The organism is Microbulbifer celer (assembly GCF_020991125.1).
GTDB lineage: Bacteria > Pseudomonadota > Gammaproteobacteria > Pseudomonadales > Cellvibrionaceae > Microbulbifer > Microbulbifer celer.
In genome coordinates, this window is sequence record NZ_CP087715.1 from 3908418 (window position 1) to 3925331 (window position 16914).

A 16914-nucleotide genomic window follows, 5' to 3' on the forward strand; every position below is an offset into this window, starting at 1 on the left:
GTTTTTAATCCCTTCCGCCTTTTCCTTTCCCGAGCCTGATCAGATCACCATGATCGCTTCGGCTTCAAACTGGGCACCCTTCGGCAGCTCTTTCACGCCTACCGCCGCGCGCGCCGGAAACGGTTGCGTAAAGACCTCTTCCATCACTTCGTTCACGATAGAGAAATTAGTGAGATCGGTGAGGTAGAGGTTCAGCTTGACGATGTGATCGAGAGAGCCATTGCCAGCGTCGCATACTGCGGCGAGGTTCTTGAATACCTGGTGGGCCTGTTCTCGGAAGTCATCGGAAACCAGCTCCATGGTTGCGGGTACCAGCGGAATCTGGCCGGAAAGGTAGATGGTGTTGTCGACTTTGACGGCTTGCGAATAGCTGCCGATTGCGGCCGGTGCCTTATCGGTTTTTATTACGGCGCGATTTGGCATGGTTACTGCTCTCCCGGGCCTTGCGGACCTGCTTGCTGAAAAAGAAAGCGGGAGAATATAGCGCGGTTTGCGCGCTTTGGGGAGATATCTGGATGGACCGTGTGCGATAGGCGGAACTCGTCCACATTCCGCACTATCCACGAAAACTCCCTCCCGCTTTCCAGACCTTGCCGAAACCTGCATCCGCCGGTAACAACCTGGTCAGACGGACTTCGAGGTTTTTGTGGTAATAAGCGTTCGAGCGACCTAGGTGGCGGCCCTGCTTTGGGTGTTTCGGAGAGTGAGAGAAGAGGATTACGGCCGGGCGATACGGATAACCGCCGGCAGGTTGCGCAGGCGCTTCATTACCTGGGCCAGGTGTACCCGGTTGGTGACTTCCAGGGTCAGGGAAATCACGCTGTGCTGGGCATCTTTTTCATCCACGTGGATCTGTTCGATGCTCGCGCCCTCCTCCGTAATACGGGTGGCGAGGCGCGCGATGATGCCGCGCTCGGATTCCACTTCCACACGCACATCGCCCAGGTATTCCCCCTTCACATCCGGCGACCAGTTTACCGCCATGATATTTTCCGGATGCTCGCGCAACTCGCTGGTATTGCGACAGGTATCGCGGTGCACCACCACGCCTTTGCCGGAGCTGATATGGCCGATGATGGTGTCGCCGGGAATCGGGCGACAGCAGCGGGCGAAGCTGATCAGCATGCCCTCCTGGGCGTCGATGGTCAGCGGTGATGAGATATGGCTGGCCTCGGTTTCCACCGTGTCCGCCGGTGCCAACAGCTTGGCCGCGGAATAGGCCGCGCGATTGCCGAGGCCGATCTCTTCCAGCAGGTCGTCGAAGGTTTCACACTTGGCTTCTTTCACTCCGCGGGCGATGTCTTCCTCGCTGATGTCGGAAAGCTGCAGGCGGAATTTGCTCAGGGCCTTTTCCAGCAGACGCTGGCCTAGCGTGATGGAGTCGTGGTGGCGACGGTGTTTGAGGAAGTGGCGGATGGCGCTGCGGGCCTTGGCGGTGACCACAAAATTGAGCCAGTTGGGGTTCGGCTGCACATTCTTGCTGGTGAGAATTTCCACCTTCTGGCCGCTTTCCAGCGGTTGCGACAGCGGTGCCAGGCGCTGATTGATGCGCACCGCCACGCAGGAGTTGCCGATATCCGTATGTACGGAATAGGCAAAGTCCACCGCGGTGGCCCCGGCGGGCAGATCGATGATCTTGCCTTTGGGGGTAAACACGTAGACCTCGTCCGGGAACAGGTCGATCTTCACGTTCTCGATAAATTCCAGCGAGTCGCCGGCGCGCTGCTGCATTTCCAGCAGTCCCTGCACCCAGCGCCGTGCGCGCACCTGGCTGGTGCCGCCAGTATTGAGAACCTCGTCGCCGGAGGATTTGTACAGCCAGTGGGCGGCGATACCGCTGTTGGCCATTTCGTCCATTTCCTTGGTGCGGATCTGCACTTCGATCGGCACCCCGTGCATGCCCAGTAGCACCGTGTGCAGAGACTGGTAGCCATTGGATTTGGGAATGGCGATGTAGTCTTTGAATTCGGTGATCACCGGTTTGTACAGGTTGTGGATAACTCCCAGGGAACGGTAGCTGGTGTCGACACTGTCGACGATGATGCGAAAGGCGTAGACGTCCATGATTTCCTTGAACGACTTCTTCTTCGAACGCATCTTCTGGTAAATGCTGTACAGGTGCTTCTCGCGCCCGATCACCAGGGCGTCGATGTTTTCCCGTTCCAGGCGCAGCTCAATAGCGCTCTGGATTTTTTCCAGCAGCTCTTTGCGGTTGCCGCGGGCTGCCACCAGGGCGGCGCGCAGACGGCTGGCGCGCAGGGGGTAGATGGCGAAGAATGCGCGGTCCTCGAATTCGATTCGCACATCGTTCATGCCCAGGCGGTTGGCAATGGGGGCGTAGATTTCCAGCGTCTCGCGGGCGATGCGCGCGCGCTTCTGCGGTTTCAGGGCACCCAGGGTGCGCATGTTGTGCAGGCGGTCGGCGAGCTTGACCAGGATTACGCGGATATCGCGCGCCATGGCGAGCGCCATTTTCTGGAAGTTCTCTGCCTGTTTTTCTGCGGGGCTGTCGGTCTCGAACTGGGTCAGCTTGGAGACGCCGTCCACCAAGTCTGCCACTTCTTCCCCGAATTGCTCTGCCAATGCGGCCTTGGGTACACCGGTGTCTTCGATCACGTCGTGCAGCATGGCGGCGGCCAGGCTCTGGGCGTCCATGTGCATGCCGGCAAGGATGGTGGCTACGGCCAGGGGGTGGGTGATATAGGGTTCGCCGGAGCGCCGCTGCTGGCCATCGTGGGCCTGTTCCGCGTAGAAATAAGCGCGGCGCACGAACTGGATCTGGTCGGGGGGTAGGTAAGACGAGAGGCGATGGGCCAGACTGTCAATGGTGTGCAAAGCCGCGCTCGCCTCTTACTTGTCCTGCAGGTACTGCATCAATCGATAGGGTCCGGGATCAGAGGTCCTGCTCGGACAGGTATACCGGTGCCGGTGCGGCCTGTTGTTCAAATTCGTCTTCGTCCGGCTCGTCGAGAATGCTGGCGTCTACAAAGCCTTCTTCGATTTCGCGCAGGGCGATGACGGTGGGCTTGTCGTTTTCTTCTGCAACCATGGGGTCGCGGCCGCCGGTGGCGATCTGACGGGCGCGCTTGCTGCCGACGATAACCAGTTCAAAGCGGTTGTCTACGTGGTCGAGGCAATCTTCAACGGTGATACGTGCCATAAATCTACAGTTCCAGTGTCTGCTCGCCGGAGCCGGCGATGTTGGGAATAGGGTGCGGCCGAAAGACAGGCCAAGGGTAGCTATTCTACCGGACCGCGCAGTGTACGCAAATCGATCAATTGGCTCAATCGTGGCTTAGCGCTGTTTTTACCCTCTTTGGCGGTGCCGCTACCGGGTGAAGCCTTGCGAGACACGCCGTGAACCCAGTCCGGCCGCTTCAACGCGGCGCCTTCGGCCCATGGGGGCTCTGCAAAAACATCCTGTTTTTGAAGGTCTCGCAAGGCTTCACCCGGTATCGACACCTGCGCCCGAACCAAACAGCTGTTTGCTGGCCCGGAAAGGCAAAGCTTACTGCTTGCGCAACAACGACTGTAGCAGTGCCCCGTGCACTTCCTGTTGTCGCGCCAGCCGCTGGCGTTCGGCGGTCATGATGGCGCGGAGCTCTTTCAGGGCGGTGGTGAAGTCGTCGTTGATGATCAGGTAATCGGTCTCCACATAGTGGGACATTTCATCGATCGCCTGCGCCATGCGCTTGTCGATCACGCTCTGCTCGTCCTGTCCGCGGCCGGTGAGACGCTCCAGCAGGGCCTGTTGGGAAGGTGGCAGGATGAAGATGCCCACGGTTTCCGGCATCTGCTTGCGCACCTGAGCCGCGCCCTGCCAGTCGATCTCCAGGATTACATCGCGTCCGCTGGCGAGGGTCTCTTCTACCCACGCCTTGGAGGTGCCATAGTAATTTTCAAATACCTGGGCGTGTTCCAGGAACGCGCTCTCCCCCAGCATTCCCACGAACTCGTCGCGGCTCACGAAATGATAGTTGATGCCTTCGATCTCACCCGGGCGCATGGGGCGCGTGGTGTGGGAAACCGATACGGTCACCTGGCTGTCATTTTCCACCAGTGCTTGGACGAGGCTGGTCTTGCCGGCACCGGAGGGTGCTGAGACCGTATAGAGAGTACCTGTAGGCACGGCGACTCCTGAGTGAATGGATCGAAAGGCGCGGGATTATAACCGGGAGGAATTATAACGAAAGGGAGCGCGCGGGATGCAAGCCTCATGCAGTGGATAAAGCAGGAGATGGACGCTGACCCGGTCGGGCTTGGGGGCAAGGTGTTGGGCTTTCTGGCTGCACCTGTGAAAATCCGCAAGCACAACCAAACCGACCGGGCGCGTCCGCGGAACTACAACCTGCCGCCGGAGCGGTTGGCTACTTCGAGCCCCTATTGACTGACCGGTGAGACTGTATCGCCTTTTTGTGGGAAAACCAACATTCGCCAAATGGTCATACTTATTCCCGCGTAAGCCAGCAATGGCATCCATACCACCTGGGGCAGCAGCGGCAGAGTGACGACGAGTAATACCAGGCGTGCCTGCTCCCAGCCGCGGGTGCGGGCCTCGCCATCGAGGATGCGGCCATTGATCACCAGCCCGATGACCAGCATCGCCACTATCAAAGCGACGGTACCGTAGTCGAGGTTTTTGCTAGACCAAAGCAGTGCCAGGGTGGCGGCGGAATAGCACAGGTGCTGGGCCAGCGCGTAGTAGCGCGGGCCAGGGGTGAGTCTGGGGTCGTAGCGCCGGAAGTGGTCCAGGTTACAGCTCGGATAGGGCAAGTCGGCTTCTGCATCGGCGGGACGATAGCCGGTGGCGCGGAACCACAGGGTGAACTTTTCCTTCCAGCTTTTCGTATATACGGCGTCGAGCCACATGCGTTTGAAGTGCTGCAGGTTAGCCGCCAGTGGGTCGAAAGTGTTGAGCGGCTTGCGCACCCCGTAGATGCAGGGTTCATGCTCCAGCTCTTCCTGATAGGTGCCGAACAGGCGATCCCACACAATCAGCACACCGCCGTAATTGCGGTCCACATACACCCTGTTCTGGGCGTGGTGTACACGGTGGTTGGAGGGGGTGACCAGGATCCATTCCATCCACTGCACTTTGGGGAATTTCTGCGTATGCACCCAGAACTGATAGATCAGATCGATGGCGCCGGCGGTGATCAAAACTTCCGGGGGCATACCGATCAGCAGTAGCGGCAGGTAGAAAATCCAGCCCAGAGGCACCAGGTCGCTGGACTGACGCAGGGCGGTGGTGAGGTTGTAGTCCTCGCTCTGGTGGTGCACCAGGTGTTCCGCCCAGAAAATATTGATCTCGTGGCTGATTCGGTGTTTCCAGTAGTAGCAGAAATCGTAAGCGATCACGGCCAGTACCAGGTGCCAGGGGTTGTCCAGAGACCAGGTGAGACCGAGTTGTCGATAGGTGGGTTCCAGCCACTGGTACAGTGGGATGTAGAGCAGCATCAGGATGCCTACCCGGATCAGTCCCAGTATGCGGCTCAGGATGCCGGCGCTGAGGCTGCCGAGGGCGTCGTTCAGCCGGTACAGGCCCCAGCCGCGCCAGCGGTCGAGGGCCAGCTCTACCAGCACGGCGAGCAGGAAAAACGGGATGGCGAGGGTGACAAGGCTCACGGGCACCTCGGAAGTTGTCTATATCGTTATCTTTATGACCTTGTGGGTAATGTTGCCACAGCCCCCGTCATGAACAATGTCCCGGGAGACCGGATTCCGAAATCCGTGAGAACTTTTCATCGAAAATTGAAGGAACGACCATGATCAATGCCTACGCCGCCGAGCGCGCCGGTGCCGCGCTCCAACCTTTCCAGTATGACCCCGGTACCCTGCAGCCCGGACAGGTGCAGATCGCGGTGGAATACTGTGGTCTGTGCCACAGCGATGTGAGCGTGGTGAATGACGAGTGGGGTATGACCGCGTTCCCGGTGGTGCCCGGGCATGAGGTGGTCGGGCGCATTGAGGCCCTCGGTGAGGGCGTCACCCACCTGCAGGCGGACCAGCGGGTGGGGCTCGGCTGGCATTCCGGCTATTGCGGGCACTGCGGTGAGTGCGATACCGGACATCAGAACCTGTGCCCCCAGGCCCAGCCCACCATCCTCGGCCATCACGGCGGTTTTGCGGACAAGGTCAGAGCCTCAGCCGATAGCGTGGTCCCGATTCCCGAGGGACTGGATCCGGCGCTGGTGGGCCCCCTCTTCTGTGCCGGCATTACCGTGTACAACCCGTTGGTGCAGTTCGATATCAAACCCAACAGTCGCGTCGCCGTGATCGGTATCGGCGGTCTGGGCCATCTGGCGCTGCAGTTTCTCAATGCCTGGGGATGTGACGTCACCGCCTTCACCTCCAGCGACAGCAAGCGCGACGAAGCGCTGGCGCTGGGGGCACATCACACGCTGAACAGTCGCGACCCGGAAGTGCTCAAGGCCGCTGCCGGCCGCTTTGACCTGATCATCTCCACGGTGAACGTCAAGCTGGACTGGAATACCTATCTCACCACCCTGAAGCCCCGTGGGCGCCTGCATTTTGTTGGCGCCACCACCGAGCCGCTGGATATCAATGTATTCAACCTGCTGCTGGCCCAGCGCCAGGTATCCGGCTCACCGGTGGGCAGCCCCGCCGGCATTGCGGATATGCTCGAATTCGCCCGGCGCCACAATATTGTACCGAAGGTGGAAATGTTCCCCATGAGCAAGATCAATGAAGCGTTCGCGCACCTGGAAAGTGGCAAGGCGCGCTATCGGGTTGTGTTGGAAGCCGGTAAGTAAGCGCGGATAAAAAAGGCCGGCGAATGCCGGCCTGTGAAAGTGGGTTACTGCGAATAGAGGGAGGTAATTCAGGCCTGAATCAGGGAGCGGCTTCCGCCTGCAGGGTGACCCCGGAATAGTCGTTGTAGCCGCGAATGCTGATATACCAGGTGCCCGCTTCCGGGCTGCTGATGCTGCAGCTTTCGTCATTGCCCCAGCGGTAGGGGCGACAGTTGTAACTCGTGGTGGTTGGCTGGGCGCCGTAGCGCACATACAGGTCGCCATCGCCGCTGCCGCCACTCATCACCACATCCAGCGTACTCATGCCGCTGTTCACATCCAGGGTGAAGTGCTGCCAGGCGTTGGCACTGCCGGAAACGTTGCTCTCGGTCCACCCGGTCGCACCGCCGCCGTTGCCGCCTTCGTCGAAGCTGCCGGTCAGGCTTACCCCAGAGAAGCTGCTATAGGCACGCACCATCACGTAGTAAGTGCCCGCCTGCACATTGGAGATATCGCAGGTCTCGTTATTACCGCCGATATACGGGCGGCAGTCGTAGGCACTGGTGGTGGGTGCAGCGCCGTAGCGCACGTAGAGATCTGCATCGCCAGTACCGCCGGCAATCTGGAAGCTCAGGTTGGAGGCGCCGGCCGGGACTTCGAGGGTGTACAGCAGTTCACCACCGGTACTGGCAGACAGACCAGTCTCGGTTACGCCGTTGGTCAGCTCGCCTTCACCGGGTTCCGGATCGGGATCCGGGTTACCGTCGCCATTGGCCGCAGCCACTGCCGCACTCGCATCCACGATACCGGTACCGCACTGGCTGCAGGAGCCGGGGAAGCTGCGGGTGGTGTTTTTCAGGATGGATTCCACTTCGGTCGGCGTAATACCACTGTCCACTGCATATAGCAGTGCCGCCGCGCCGGCCACATGGGGCGCCGCCATGCTGGTGCCCTGATAGAACTCGTAGCTGTCGCTTCCCGGACCCTGGGAGCCGCTGTTCAGGGTGGAGAGTACGCCGTTGGAGGCGGTGGAAGTTTCACCGCCCGGTGCCGCTACATCCACCACGCTGCCGTAGTTGGAGTAATAGGCGCGGCTGCCGGCGCGATTGGTGGCGGCCACGGTCACCACACCGGAACAGCTCGCCGGACTGTAGTTGCCTGCATTGGCGTTGGAGTTACCGGCTGCCACCACCACGGTGGTGCCCAGACTGCGCGCGGTATTGATCGCGTTCTGGGTCGTGGTATCGCAGCTGCCGCCGCCACCCAGGCTCAGGTTCAGCACCTGCGCCGGGTTGGCATTGGTGGGCACACCGCTCACATTGCCACCGGCGCCCCAGATAATACCGTCGGCAATATCCGAGGTATAACCGCCGCAGCGGCCCAGCACACGGATGGGGACGATTTTGGATTTGTAGGCGACGCCCGCCACACCGGTGCCGTTATTGGTCACCGCCGCGATGGTGCCGGCTACATGGGTACCGTGCCAGCTGCTGCCGCGCGCTGGCTGGCCAACACCACAGGCGCCTGCGGGTGACCAGTCGCCAGGATCGCTGGCGTCACTGTCACGGCCGTCGCCATCCTGGGCCACGGTGGTGTCCGAAATCATGTCGTAGCCCGGCAGGATATTCGCATTCAGGTCCGCGTGCGGGCGATAACCGGTATCAATCACGCCGACTACCACACCTTCACCCTGGGTAACGTCCCAGGCGCTCGGCAGGTTCAGGCCGCCGGTGGACTCAAAGTAATGCCACTGCTGGTTGTAGTACGAATCGTTGGGGGTGGCCATGGGCTGCATCAGGCGGTCCGGCTCGGCATATTCCACCTGCGGGTCCTGTTGTAGCCGCGCGATCACTGCATCCAATTCCGCCTTGCTGGTGCGTTTTTCCAGCCGCAACAACTGTGCGCCAGTAGCGAGCCGACGCATATGTTTGAAGCCGTGGCCGGCACTTTGCGCTGCGCGCTGTACTGCCGACTGCGACATGGCTGACATATTCGCGCCGGGAACGGAATCCTTGTACTTGATGATGATGCGGTCGGTCACCACCTCAGACGGTGCGAGCACCATGGCGGATTGCTGCGGTTCCACCGCGTGGGTTGTGTGTGTTGTAACTGAGGCACCAAACAGCAGTGCCGCGGCCGCGAGTAACGAGCCGCGTTGTCGTAATACTGGCAATTTCATTGTTGCGCATTTCTCCTTGATTATTGTTATCGGCGACGGAGGTTTGTATTGATAGTGTCGCCGCTAATCCACCGCGGAACTCCTGAGCAGTGGGTGCCGGAAAAATTACCGGAATTTTGTCCCGGCTTTTTCTCCCATGGCCTGGGTTTGACGAGGAGAAATCTCTCACCCTCATAGAAAAAAGGGGATAACTCTTTGTATTTCGCGCCATATTTAGGATTCAATTGGTACGATCGTATCCGGTTAGAGGGGGGATGTGAGGTGGGTCTCAATCCCTGGCGGAAATTACAACTCGAACTGATAAAGGATATTCAAGAACAAGCGCTGGCCATTTTGAAGTGGGGATGACTGGATCTGCGCGGGCTACGCAAAAGCAGATCGAAGGTGTGTTTTTATTTATGTCGTCCGGTTATTTTTACGGTTCTGCCAGAATCTTCTGTGCAACATGTGGATGTATCGGGATCAGCCCCTTTTTTTGTGAAATTTTTTGCTCAGAAAATGGAGAGCAGGCAGATTATGAGAAAAATTTTTCTCATTTGAGGCGGCAGTAAAACCGCGGTGCATTCAGGGCGAAGGAGCGGTATCTCTATTTCCCGCTTAAAGCTGGTTCTTGGCCTCGATCCAGCGGCTCATAAATTCCTCCGCGCGGTGCTCGTTGCGTCGGAGAATACGGCCCCAGATATTGCGGTTGCGGTGCGCTGGTAGATTTGCGGCGACCGATTCAATGCGCTCGATAAACGCATCGGCGTGATGCCGATAGGAAAAGCCGGATTCCAATGCCCGTGTGCCGGTGTCGCGCACCGTGAGCCAGGCGGTTTGATCCCGATACAGGTGCGCGGTGGTGGCCGCAAACTGATCCGGATCGGCACTCAATGGATAGCCCCAGCAATCTTCTGCAGCCATGGATTCGGCACCGATGGGCGTGGTCACCGTGGGCGTCCCGGTGAGCCATCCGTCCAGAATCTTGCCCTTCTGCCCCGCACCAAAACGCAACGGCGCCAGGTTCAGCCGGTAGCGCGCCATGGTGGCCAGTGCATCGTCGGTGCGGCCGTGCACGCGAAGCCCCGTTTTGGGATCGCTGAAACGGTGCATGGCGTGATCGGAGTAAGCGCCGTAAATATGACACTCCACGCCCGGTAACAGCGCGTGCAGCCGGGGCCAGATTTCCTGTGCAAACCAGCTGGTGGCATCGCGATTCGGCGTGTGTTTGAAGCCGCCGATCATGATCAGGTGTTGGCGCTCTTCAAATCCCGGCAGAGTCTCAATATCGGGCAGTTTCTTTATAAGGAAAGGTAAATAGTGCAGCTGCCAGTCGGGCAAACAGAAGTGCTGCTTCAGCAGGTCCACCTCGACCTGCGAGATCATGATGGTGAGATCACAGCGCGCCATCGCGGCCACTTCACGTTCGGCGATGGGGTGGAAAAGATTCAGTGGTTGGCCGCTTTTGAGCGCCTGGTGACGGGCCTCGCGCAGGCTGTGAAAATCACTGGTATCCAGCAGCGTGACCGCGTGCGGACACTGCTCGCGCACCCGCCAGCCAAATTGTTCCTCCATCATAAAGCGATCGTAGATCACCAGCGTCGGATCCAGTGTGCGCACCCAATCGTCAAAGCCGGAATCGTTGACCGCGATCTGGTGCTCGCGGTAACCGGTTTTGGCCTGAAACGGTGTGGGCTGTGCGGGACTGGCGATGTCCACGCTATAACCGGCATCGGTGAGCAGGTCGAGAATATCCAGCGTGCGTCGGCCGGCGGCGGTAGAGGCGGGTTCGGGCCACTGTTTGGCGATTAACAGTGCGCGTTTTGGGGAGACGTCTTGGGGCATTCGCGGTGGTACTCGTGATCTGCTCTATGTAACAGTGTGTGATGGAAATTGTGACCAGACAGTACTTTTGGGCCACTTTGGGGTAGATAACAATTCTCCCAAGGCTGACATGCTGTGGCGACAACTAGCCGTTGACAACTAAAAGTTGAAGATGTTGGCTCAGATGTCTAGAATACGTGGCAAATGGATTGAGCATTCTCAGTCGGCGTTATAACCTCGGTGGATTCACCGGGGTTTTTCGCTTTTTGGGGTCGGGTAAACCTTCATTCCTTTCCCCATGAATCCAGTGCCAACTCCCTCCCGGCCCCCGTCGCAGTAAAACTTCTCTTTGAGTGCTTCGATTGCTCTGTTCGGGCCGCAATGTGTGTAGGCCGATAGGGCGCGCAACAAGGCCTGCCAGCTGAAGTCCTGAAGACATCACCTTTTTATCGGCAAACAGGATCTCAAACGGTAACGGTTTTCCCAAGCGGTTATTGCCGTCGCAAATACGGCGAAACTCGAGTTCAAGCTCTTTATCTTCCTTGTCCCCACGGCATTCGACAACGATGTGAGTTTTCTTCTGCTCCTCGCCCTTTTTCTGTAGGAATTCGTGTAGAGTCTCCATGCACAGCCCCAGAGCGATGTGGTATGCGTTGTCTGCGGGATTCAGCTTCCTGATTTCACGCTTATCGATCGTTGCGCTGACGAGGATAAAATTGCTGAATTCGATAATTTCCGTCAGTTCGTTTGCGAACCGTTGGTGGTGCTCACTGTTCTTGAAAATATTGAACGGGCTTTTTCTACGTCGTATTTCGTTTTCGTGCAATACAATTTGGTCATGCCCGAAGTGGTTGAACTTGAATTTTTCCAGGGAAGGAACAACCACCTCACTGTAGTGTCGTTTGTGAAATATGCAGAACGCCAGCACGAATATAGGGTAGCTTTTATCGATACTCTGCAGGCTGTGATCGCCACTTTCATCCACGTAGACGATGTATTTGGTAAAGCCTGATTCCTCGGGGTGATCACCGGGCCAGTGACGTTGGACCTTTTCCAGATTGTCCTTGTCAAATTCGAACAGCGGTAGCTGGTTCGAATCCATCGAGCGCTTGGGTGTCTTGGCCATATCAGGATTTCTTTCTGCGCGTTTTCTTTGCTGGTTTGACCGCTGCTCGCTCGGCCTGGATACGCTCCAGCAGCGCCTCTGCACTGTTTTCACCGCTGATCAGCTCCGGATTTTCCTTGCGCCACTGCTCGGTGAGTTCGCCGCGGAAGGCTTTGGTGAGGATGGACTGGGTGAGGTGCTCGACCGCTGCCTGTGCGTTGTTGACCTGTTTTTCGATGGTGTCGGCGTAGGCGAAGAGTTGTTCGATCCGTCGGGCTATATACCGTTGCTCTTTAATGTGGGGGAGCAAGACATGCATGGATAGCCACTCTGGAAAATAAACGGTTGTATGGGTTGAGCCTTTTCCGAATTTGAAGAGTGATTCGCGCTCAGCGACAAATAGCCACATGAGCCAATCGGGGTCTACCACATCAGATGGCACCCAGTTTACGAAATCTTGGCTCGTTGCCATTGGTTTTGCCATTTTTACTACGTAGCCAACAGAAGCCGTTCGGCTGATGCAAACTGTTCCCTCTGGCAACAAGCGGCTTGCTGAATTGGCGAGGCCAAGCTCATTTGTTTTTTGCTCGGTATCAGAGATTTTCGTGGCATGATTCTTATTTGCGTCCTTGATGCCAATCCAGCAGATATCACCTCCCCAATACTCCGGTTTTGATCTGCTAGGAGTATGCCCGGATTCCATTCTTGCGATTTCCACTAAGGGAACCCACTGCCACTCTTTGACAGGTGAGTTTTCGGGCTTCCCAACTGCGGTGGCATTTACTCCCTCAATATATGAGGTAGACCTAGACTTCCATCTAGCAGGTTTAGGAAGAGGAAGGTGATCCTTGAGTAATGCCTCGGTTGTGTTCTCGGAGTTATCTTTTCGCCAGTCTTTGGATAGTTTTCCAGTCACTCCCGCCGCCAGCACAGACTGCCGGAAGCGCTTGAGGATTTGGGGGATGCGCTGGAGGCGGGCTTTGGTGTTTTCCACCTGGGCCAGCAGGGTGTCGAGTTTTTCCGCGATGACTTTTTGTTCGGTCAATCCAGCGACAGGTATTTGAACTTGACTTAGATCAGCCCTACTGATTACACCCTGGGCAGATCCTGTTGAGCCCTTTCTAAGACTGTCTACCTGAGTTAAAAGGAATGAATAAATGTAATCATTTTTGATATTCCCTAAGGGTCTAATTGCAGCAACGCTGCGCCCGATAGCGCAATTGATTCCCAAATTAAGTTTGCCGGCAGTTGCTCCCACGACACAAATTAGCACGTCTTCATTGCTCGCTAACTTCAAAGGATTGGTGGTCCATTCTTTAATGACTGGTCTAATCTTTGAAAATTCGCCAGCTTTTACGAAAACTTCACCGACACCCTCGAAATTACATTCAGATTTCTTTGGTGCTTGTCCCATAATAAAGTCAGCGATATCGCTCAGCTGAACAATTTTCCATGTCGACGGCAGGCATACATCGTACATTTATTGTGCTCCACCAAAGGCCTTGAAAAGCAGGTCTTGATAAGCATCTGCCTCGTCCCCGGCACCCAACTCCCGCATCAGCCCATCCAGCTCTCCGAGTACCTGCACCAGCTCCCCCATGGTCTCGCCCGCCAGCACACTCGGTTCCGGCAGATTCGCCGCATCCACGCTATCCGCATCCTTCAGCCAGCTGATATCCAGCGAGTCGCCCTTGTGCTCGGTAATCCATTCGCGGCTGAAACAGCGCCAGCGGCTGTGGGCCAGGCGCTCGTCCACGTGCTGATTCTCGTCGGCCTTTTGTGCCTCGGGGGCCAGGTCGATTTCCTCGGCGCCGAAGCTCCATTCGCCCTCGCTGCGTTTGCTGGTGCCGTCCGCTTTTCTGCCGTAAACCTTCTCGAACGGTTTCAGGTGCTGCTCGCCAAACGGCGTGCGCTTGCCGAAACTCGGCATATTGGTGCGCAGGTCGTAGACCCACACGTTTTTGGTGCAGTTCTCTTCCTGCAGTTTGTCGCGGGCGCTGCCCTTGGTGAAGAACAGCACATTGGTCTTTACCCCTTGGGCGTAGAAGATGCCGGTGGGCAGGCGCAGGATGGTGTGCAGGTTGCACTTGTGCATCAGGTCGCGGCGCACCTCGGTGCCCACGCCGGCTTCGAACAGCACGTTATCGGGCAAGACCACCGCGGCGCGGCCGCCGGGTTTCAGATTGCGGTAGATATGCTGCAGGAAGGCCAGCTGCTTGTTGCTGGTCTTGTACGTGAGGTCGTCGCGGGTGATGCTGGCCTCGCCGCCCTTGGCGGTGCCGAACGGCGGATTGGCGAGCACTATGTCGGCTTTGGGCAGGCTGGCGCCGGCCTGGCCGAGGGCATTGCCCAGGTGCACCACGCCCTCTTCGTCGCCCTCCATGCCGTGCAGCAGGCAGTTCATCAGCGCGAGGCGGCGGGTTCCGGGTACCAGCTCGATGCCGACAAAGGCGCGGTTCTTCTGGAATTTCTGTTGTCGGGGCTTCAGGTCGAACAGATCGTCGGTGTTGTCCTTGATGTACCGGTCGGCGGCGATCAGGAAGCCGGCGGTGCCGGCGGCCGGGTCCTGGATCACTTCACCTGGCTGTGGCTTTATACAGCGCACCATCGAGTCGATAAGGTCTCTAGGCGTAAAGTACTGACCGGCGCCGGACTTGGTTTCGTTGGCGTTCTTCTGCAGCAGGCCCTCGTACAGATCGCCGAGTCCGTCTTTTTCCTCGCTGAACCAGTCCTCGATCTCGTCGAAACGCTGGATGATCTGCGCCAGGTGGCGTGGTTCCCGCAGTCGGGTCTGCGCGTCGGCGTAGATGGCGCTGATCAACGGGTCCTCGTGCACGATCTTGCCGTCGCCGTCCTTACCGGTGGAAAGGGTGAGCAGGATACGCTTGTAGTCATTCAGCAGGTTGATGCCGTCCTTGCCGCTGAGGTCGGTCCAACGGCAGCCCTTCGGCAGCGGGTGCTTCTTCAGCGTGCCAGCCTCGGTGTTCTCGTGCACCATCTTGATAAACAGCAGCAGCACCAGCTCGGTGACGTAATCCGAGTAATTGATGCCGTCGTCGCGCAGTACGTCGCAGAGGTTCCAGAGTTTCTGCACGATGTCGTTGTTGGTCATGGTACTTCCTGAGGTTTTTGCGAATGCGATGCCTTCATCCAGATCTATCGAGATGTTGACGTTTCATGCAAATCTGGCATTGGCTGGTGGATATGTATAAAAAATCGCGTTTTCTATACATATTTTCCTGACATGTATATGGAATCGACACTTTCTACGGGTTTGCCGATTTTACCGGATTTGGTCGGGACCGGGTGGTTCTCTAGCTCTTGGGTTGATTGCGCAGCACATTGCGAGCAGAGACCACGGAGCCATTGGTGGTCTTGTCGAGCGTTTGCCGGGTGAACAGATCGGCATAAGCAGCGGGACTGGTATGGGGGCCGGCCAGCATTGGGTGTAGGCGTTTCTTCAGCTGTTGGCTGGTTTCATGGTCTCCGACGGGTTCACCCATTACGTCGAGCAATGCCCCTTCCAGGCATTGGGGTGACCACAGAATGATCTGGTAGCCCTCCCGTTCGGCTTTTTTATTTTCCGCAGGGCTGGGTGGCAAATCTGAGTCCAGGATCATGAAGCGGCGGTCGTAGCCTTTGTGCCTGAAGCTGCGGATGGCGTTGGTGATGATGTTCCCCGGGGAGCCGCCATCGCCGGCTTCTACTTTGACCGTATATCCGGCTCCGCGCTTGCAATAGAGGTTTTTCATGTGGTTGAAAAAGGCTTTGTCATCGGCACCCTCTCCCACTACCAGTAGCGCGGTCTGTGCTGCTGCGTGTTTCTTGTGTGCCGCCTTTCTCCCCACGTCCGTTTAAACCTCTGGTACCGCGCCGAGGGCGCCGGCCATATATTTGGCGTACAGGTTGTCATCGGCACGGAGGCCTGTCATTTCATCCAGTCGCCAGGCTTCTGAGCATTGATCGCATTTTTCACACAGGTAAACCTGGTGTTTCTGCAGGCGGTTCAGTACTTCTGGAGTGTGACAGGTGAAGATGATCTGGGCCCGATGGGGGTTGGTGTGCTCGAAGCGAAACCAGTCCAGCATAACCGGGATCAGAAGGGGGTGGAGGTCGTTGTCCAGTTCATCAATCACGGCAATACCGCCGTGGTGCAGTACTTTGAGGACTCGTTCCAACAGTACAAATGCTGATTGGGTGCCGCTGGATTCTTCAAAAAATGGCAGAGTGAAGCTTTCGCCGCTGCTCGCCTGATGTGCACCGAACGGCATGTGGAAGGATTCTTTTTTTCCTTCTTCCGTGGTGGATTCCAGCTTTTCTAATGAAACACCTGTGAGCCCAAGATCAAACTCCTGTAATACCTCTTCCATACGCCTCATGATTTCCGGCTCTTTATTGAGACGTTCTGCGGCCTGGATGACTGCGCTGTGCTCGAAATGCCGCCGCCCACTGCTGGCCACATTGGTGCGGATTGCGCGGAAGAATTCGATAAAGGGGCGCGCCTCTTTGATGTCGTAGCTGTGGGCTGCGGCGATCAATGAAGTATTTGTCCGCAGGCTTTCCGCCGGAGACTTTGGAAACGGGAATCCCTTCTGGCGGAAACTGAATGTCTCGCCTTTCTTTTCCCGCTTGAACAGGTAGCTGAACTGGCTGCTGGTGCGGGCAAACAACGATTCAGAAACCACTTCCCGACGGTTTATGACCAGCTGGTAACGGTGCTCTGTACCGTCGAGAATAAAGTCCAGTTCAAGCTCGGTGTCGTCGTCGGCCTTCAGCAGGTGGGGGTAGTAGATGACAGGGTCATCTGGCGTTGTGGTCAGGAATGAGTCGCACACAAACCAGCTGAGAAAGGCCAACGGTTTGATGAATTGGGTTTTGCCGGAACCATTGGCACCCACTACGGCGATCGCCTTATTGAGGCGCGCGCCATCCAGCTCGATATCAAAGCCGGAAGGGGTCGGCTTTTTTCCCAGCGTAAAGTCGATGAGGGTTTCATCGGCAAAGCTGTAGAAGTTTTTGAACCTTAGCTTTGAGATCATATTTTCCAGTAATCGACGATATTTTGTTGATTCTTA

General features: G+C 57.3%; 14 protein-coding genes. 2 read left to right on the forward strand and 12 right to left on the reverse strand.

The features are described 5' to 3' along the window. Positions 1 to 39 precede the first annotated feature (39 nt). The 4 genes from LPW13_RS16260 to gmk all read right to left on the reverse strand — a co-directional run bounded on the left by LPW13_RS16260 (position 40) and on the right by gmk (position 4129). Positions 40 to 423, reverse strand: a complete 384-nt coding sequence (locus LPW13_RS16260; protein WP_230437042.1) for a RidA family protein — start codon at positions 421 to 423, stop codon at positions 40 to 42. Between the two features lie 294 nt (positions 424 to 717). After that, entirely contained in the window at positions 718 to 2835 is a 2118-nt protein-coding gene (gene spoT / locus LPW13_RS16265; RefSeq protein ID WP_230437043.1) for a bifunctional GTP diphosphokinase/guanosine-3',5'-bis pyrophosphate 3'-pyrophosphohydrolase, read from the reverse strand. A gap of 58 nt (positions 2836 to 2893) precedes the next feature. Beyond that, entirely contained in the window at positions 2894 to 3160 is a 267-nt protein-coding gene (gene rpoZ / locus LPW13_RS16270) for a DNA-directed RNA polymerase subunit omega (RefSeq protein ID WP_230437044.1), read from the reverse strand. A 348-nt stretch (positions 3161 to 3508) separates the two neighbouring features. Continuing rightward, complete coding sequence (gene gmk / locus LPW13_RS16275; protein WP_230437045.1) at positions 3509 to 4129, reverse strand: guanylate kinase; 621 nt, start codon at positions 4127 to 4129, stop codon at positions 3509 to 3511. Positions 4130 to 4216: 87 nt separating this feature from the next. Between gmk and LPW13_RS16280 the strand changes: the two genes are divergently transcribed. After that, on the forward strand, positions 4217 to 4387 hold the full coding sequence (locus LPW13_RS16280) for a hypothetical protein (protein WP_230437046.1): 171 nt from the start codon (positions 4217 to 4219) through the stop codon (positions 4385 to 4387). On the opposite strand, the gene LPW13_RS16285 is transcribed toward LPW13_RS16280, so the two are convergent. Further along, positions 4381 to 5625, reverse strand: a complete 1245-nt coding sequence (locus tag LPW13_RS16285; protein WP_230437047.1) for a sterol desaturase family protein — start codon at positions 5623 to 5625, stop codon at positions 4381 to 4383. The genes LPW13_RS16280 and LPW13_RS16285 overlap by 7 nt on opposite strands. 140 nt (positions 5626 to 5765) lie before the next feature. Here LPW13_RS16285 and ahr point away from each other — a divergent pair, with 140 nt between their 5' ends. Further along, the gene (gene ahr / locus LPW13_RS16290) at positions 5766 to 6773 is read left to right on the forward strand and encodes an NADPH-dependent aldehyde reductase Ahr (protein WP_230437048.1); all 1008 of its coding nucleotides are present in this window, start codon (positions 5766 to 5768) and stop codon (positions 6771 to 6773) included. A 79-nt stretch (positions 6774 to 6852) separates the two neighbouring features. Here the strand turns inward: ahr and LPW13_RS16295 are convergent, their stop codons facing one another. From LPW13_RS16295 to LPW13_RS16325, 7 genes are all read right to left on the reverse strand, one after another. Continuing rightward, on the reverse strand, positions 6853 to 8931 hold the full coding sequence (locus tag LPW13_RS16295) for a S8 family peptidase (protein ID WP_230437049.1): 2079 nt from the start codon (positions 8929 to 8931) through the stop codon (positions 6853 to 6855). A 597-nt stretch (positions 8932 to 9528) separates the two neighbouring features. Next, positions 9529 to 10755: a glycosyltransferase gene (locus LPW13_RS16300; RefSeq protein ID WP_230437050.1), complete on the reverse strand. Its 1227-nt coding sequence runs from the start codon at positions 10753 to 10755 to the stop codon at positions 9529 to 9531. 208 nt (positions 10756 to 10963) lie between these two features. Continuing rightward, on the reverse strand, positions 10964 to 11860 hold the full coding sequence (locus LPW13_RS16305) for a DUF3800 domain-containing protein (protein WP_230437051.1): 897 nt from the start codon (positions 11858 to 11860) through the stop codon (positions 10964 to 10966). Between the two features lies 1 nt (position 11861). Then, a complete protein-coding gene (locus tag LPW13_RS16310) occupies positions 11862 to 13319 on the reverse strand; it encodes a restriction endonuclease subunit S (protein WP_230437052.1) in 1458 nt (485 codons plus the stop codon). Beyond that, on the reverse strand, positions 13320 to 14951 hold the full coding sequence (locus LPW13_RS16315; protein WP_230437053.1) for a class I SAM-dependent DNA methyltransferase: 1632 nt from the start codon (positions 14949 to 14951) through the stop codon (positions 13320 to 13322). It abuts the gene before it with no gap. A gap of 202 nt (positions 14952 to 15153) precedes the next feature. Then, on the reverse strand, positions 15154 to 15687 hold the full coding sequence (locus tag LPW13_RS16320; protein WP_230437054.1) for a hypothetical protein: 534 nt from the start codon (positions 15685 to 15687) through the stop codon (positions 15154 to 15156). 6 nt (positions 15688 to 15693) lie between these two features. Further along, positions 15694 to 16878 (reverse strand): AAA family ATPase, encoded by a 1185-nt coding sequence (locus tag LPW13_RS16325; protein WP_230437055.1) that lies wholly within the window; start codon positions 16876 to 16878, stop codon positions 15694 to 15696. Positions 16879 to 16914: the final 36 nt, after the last annotated feature.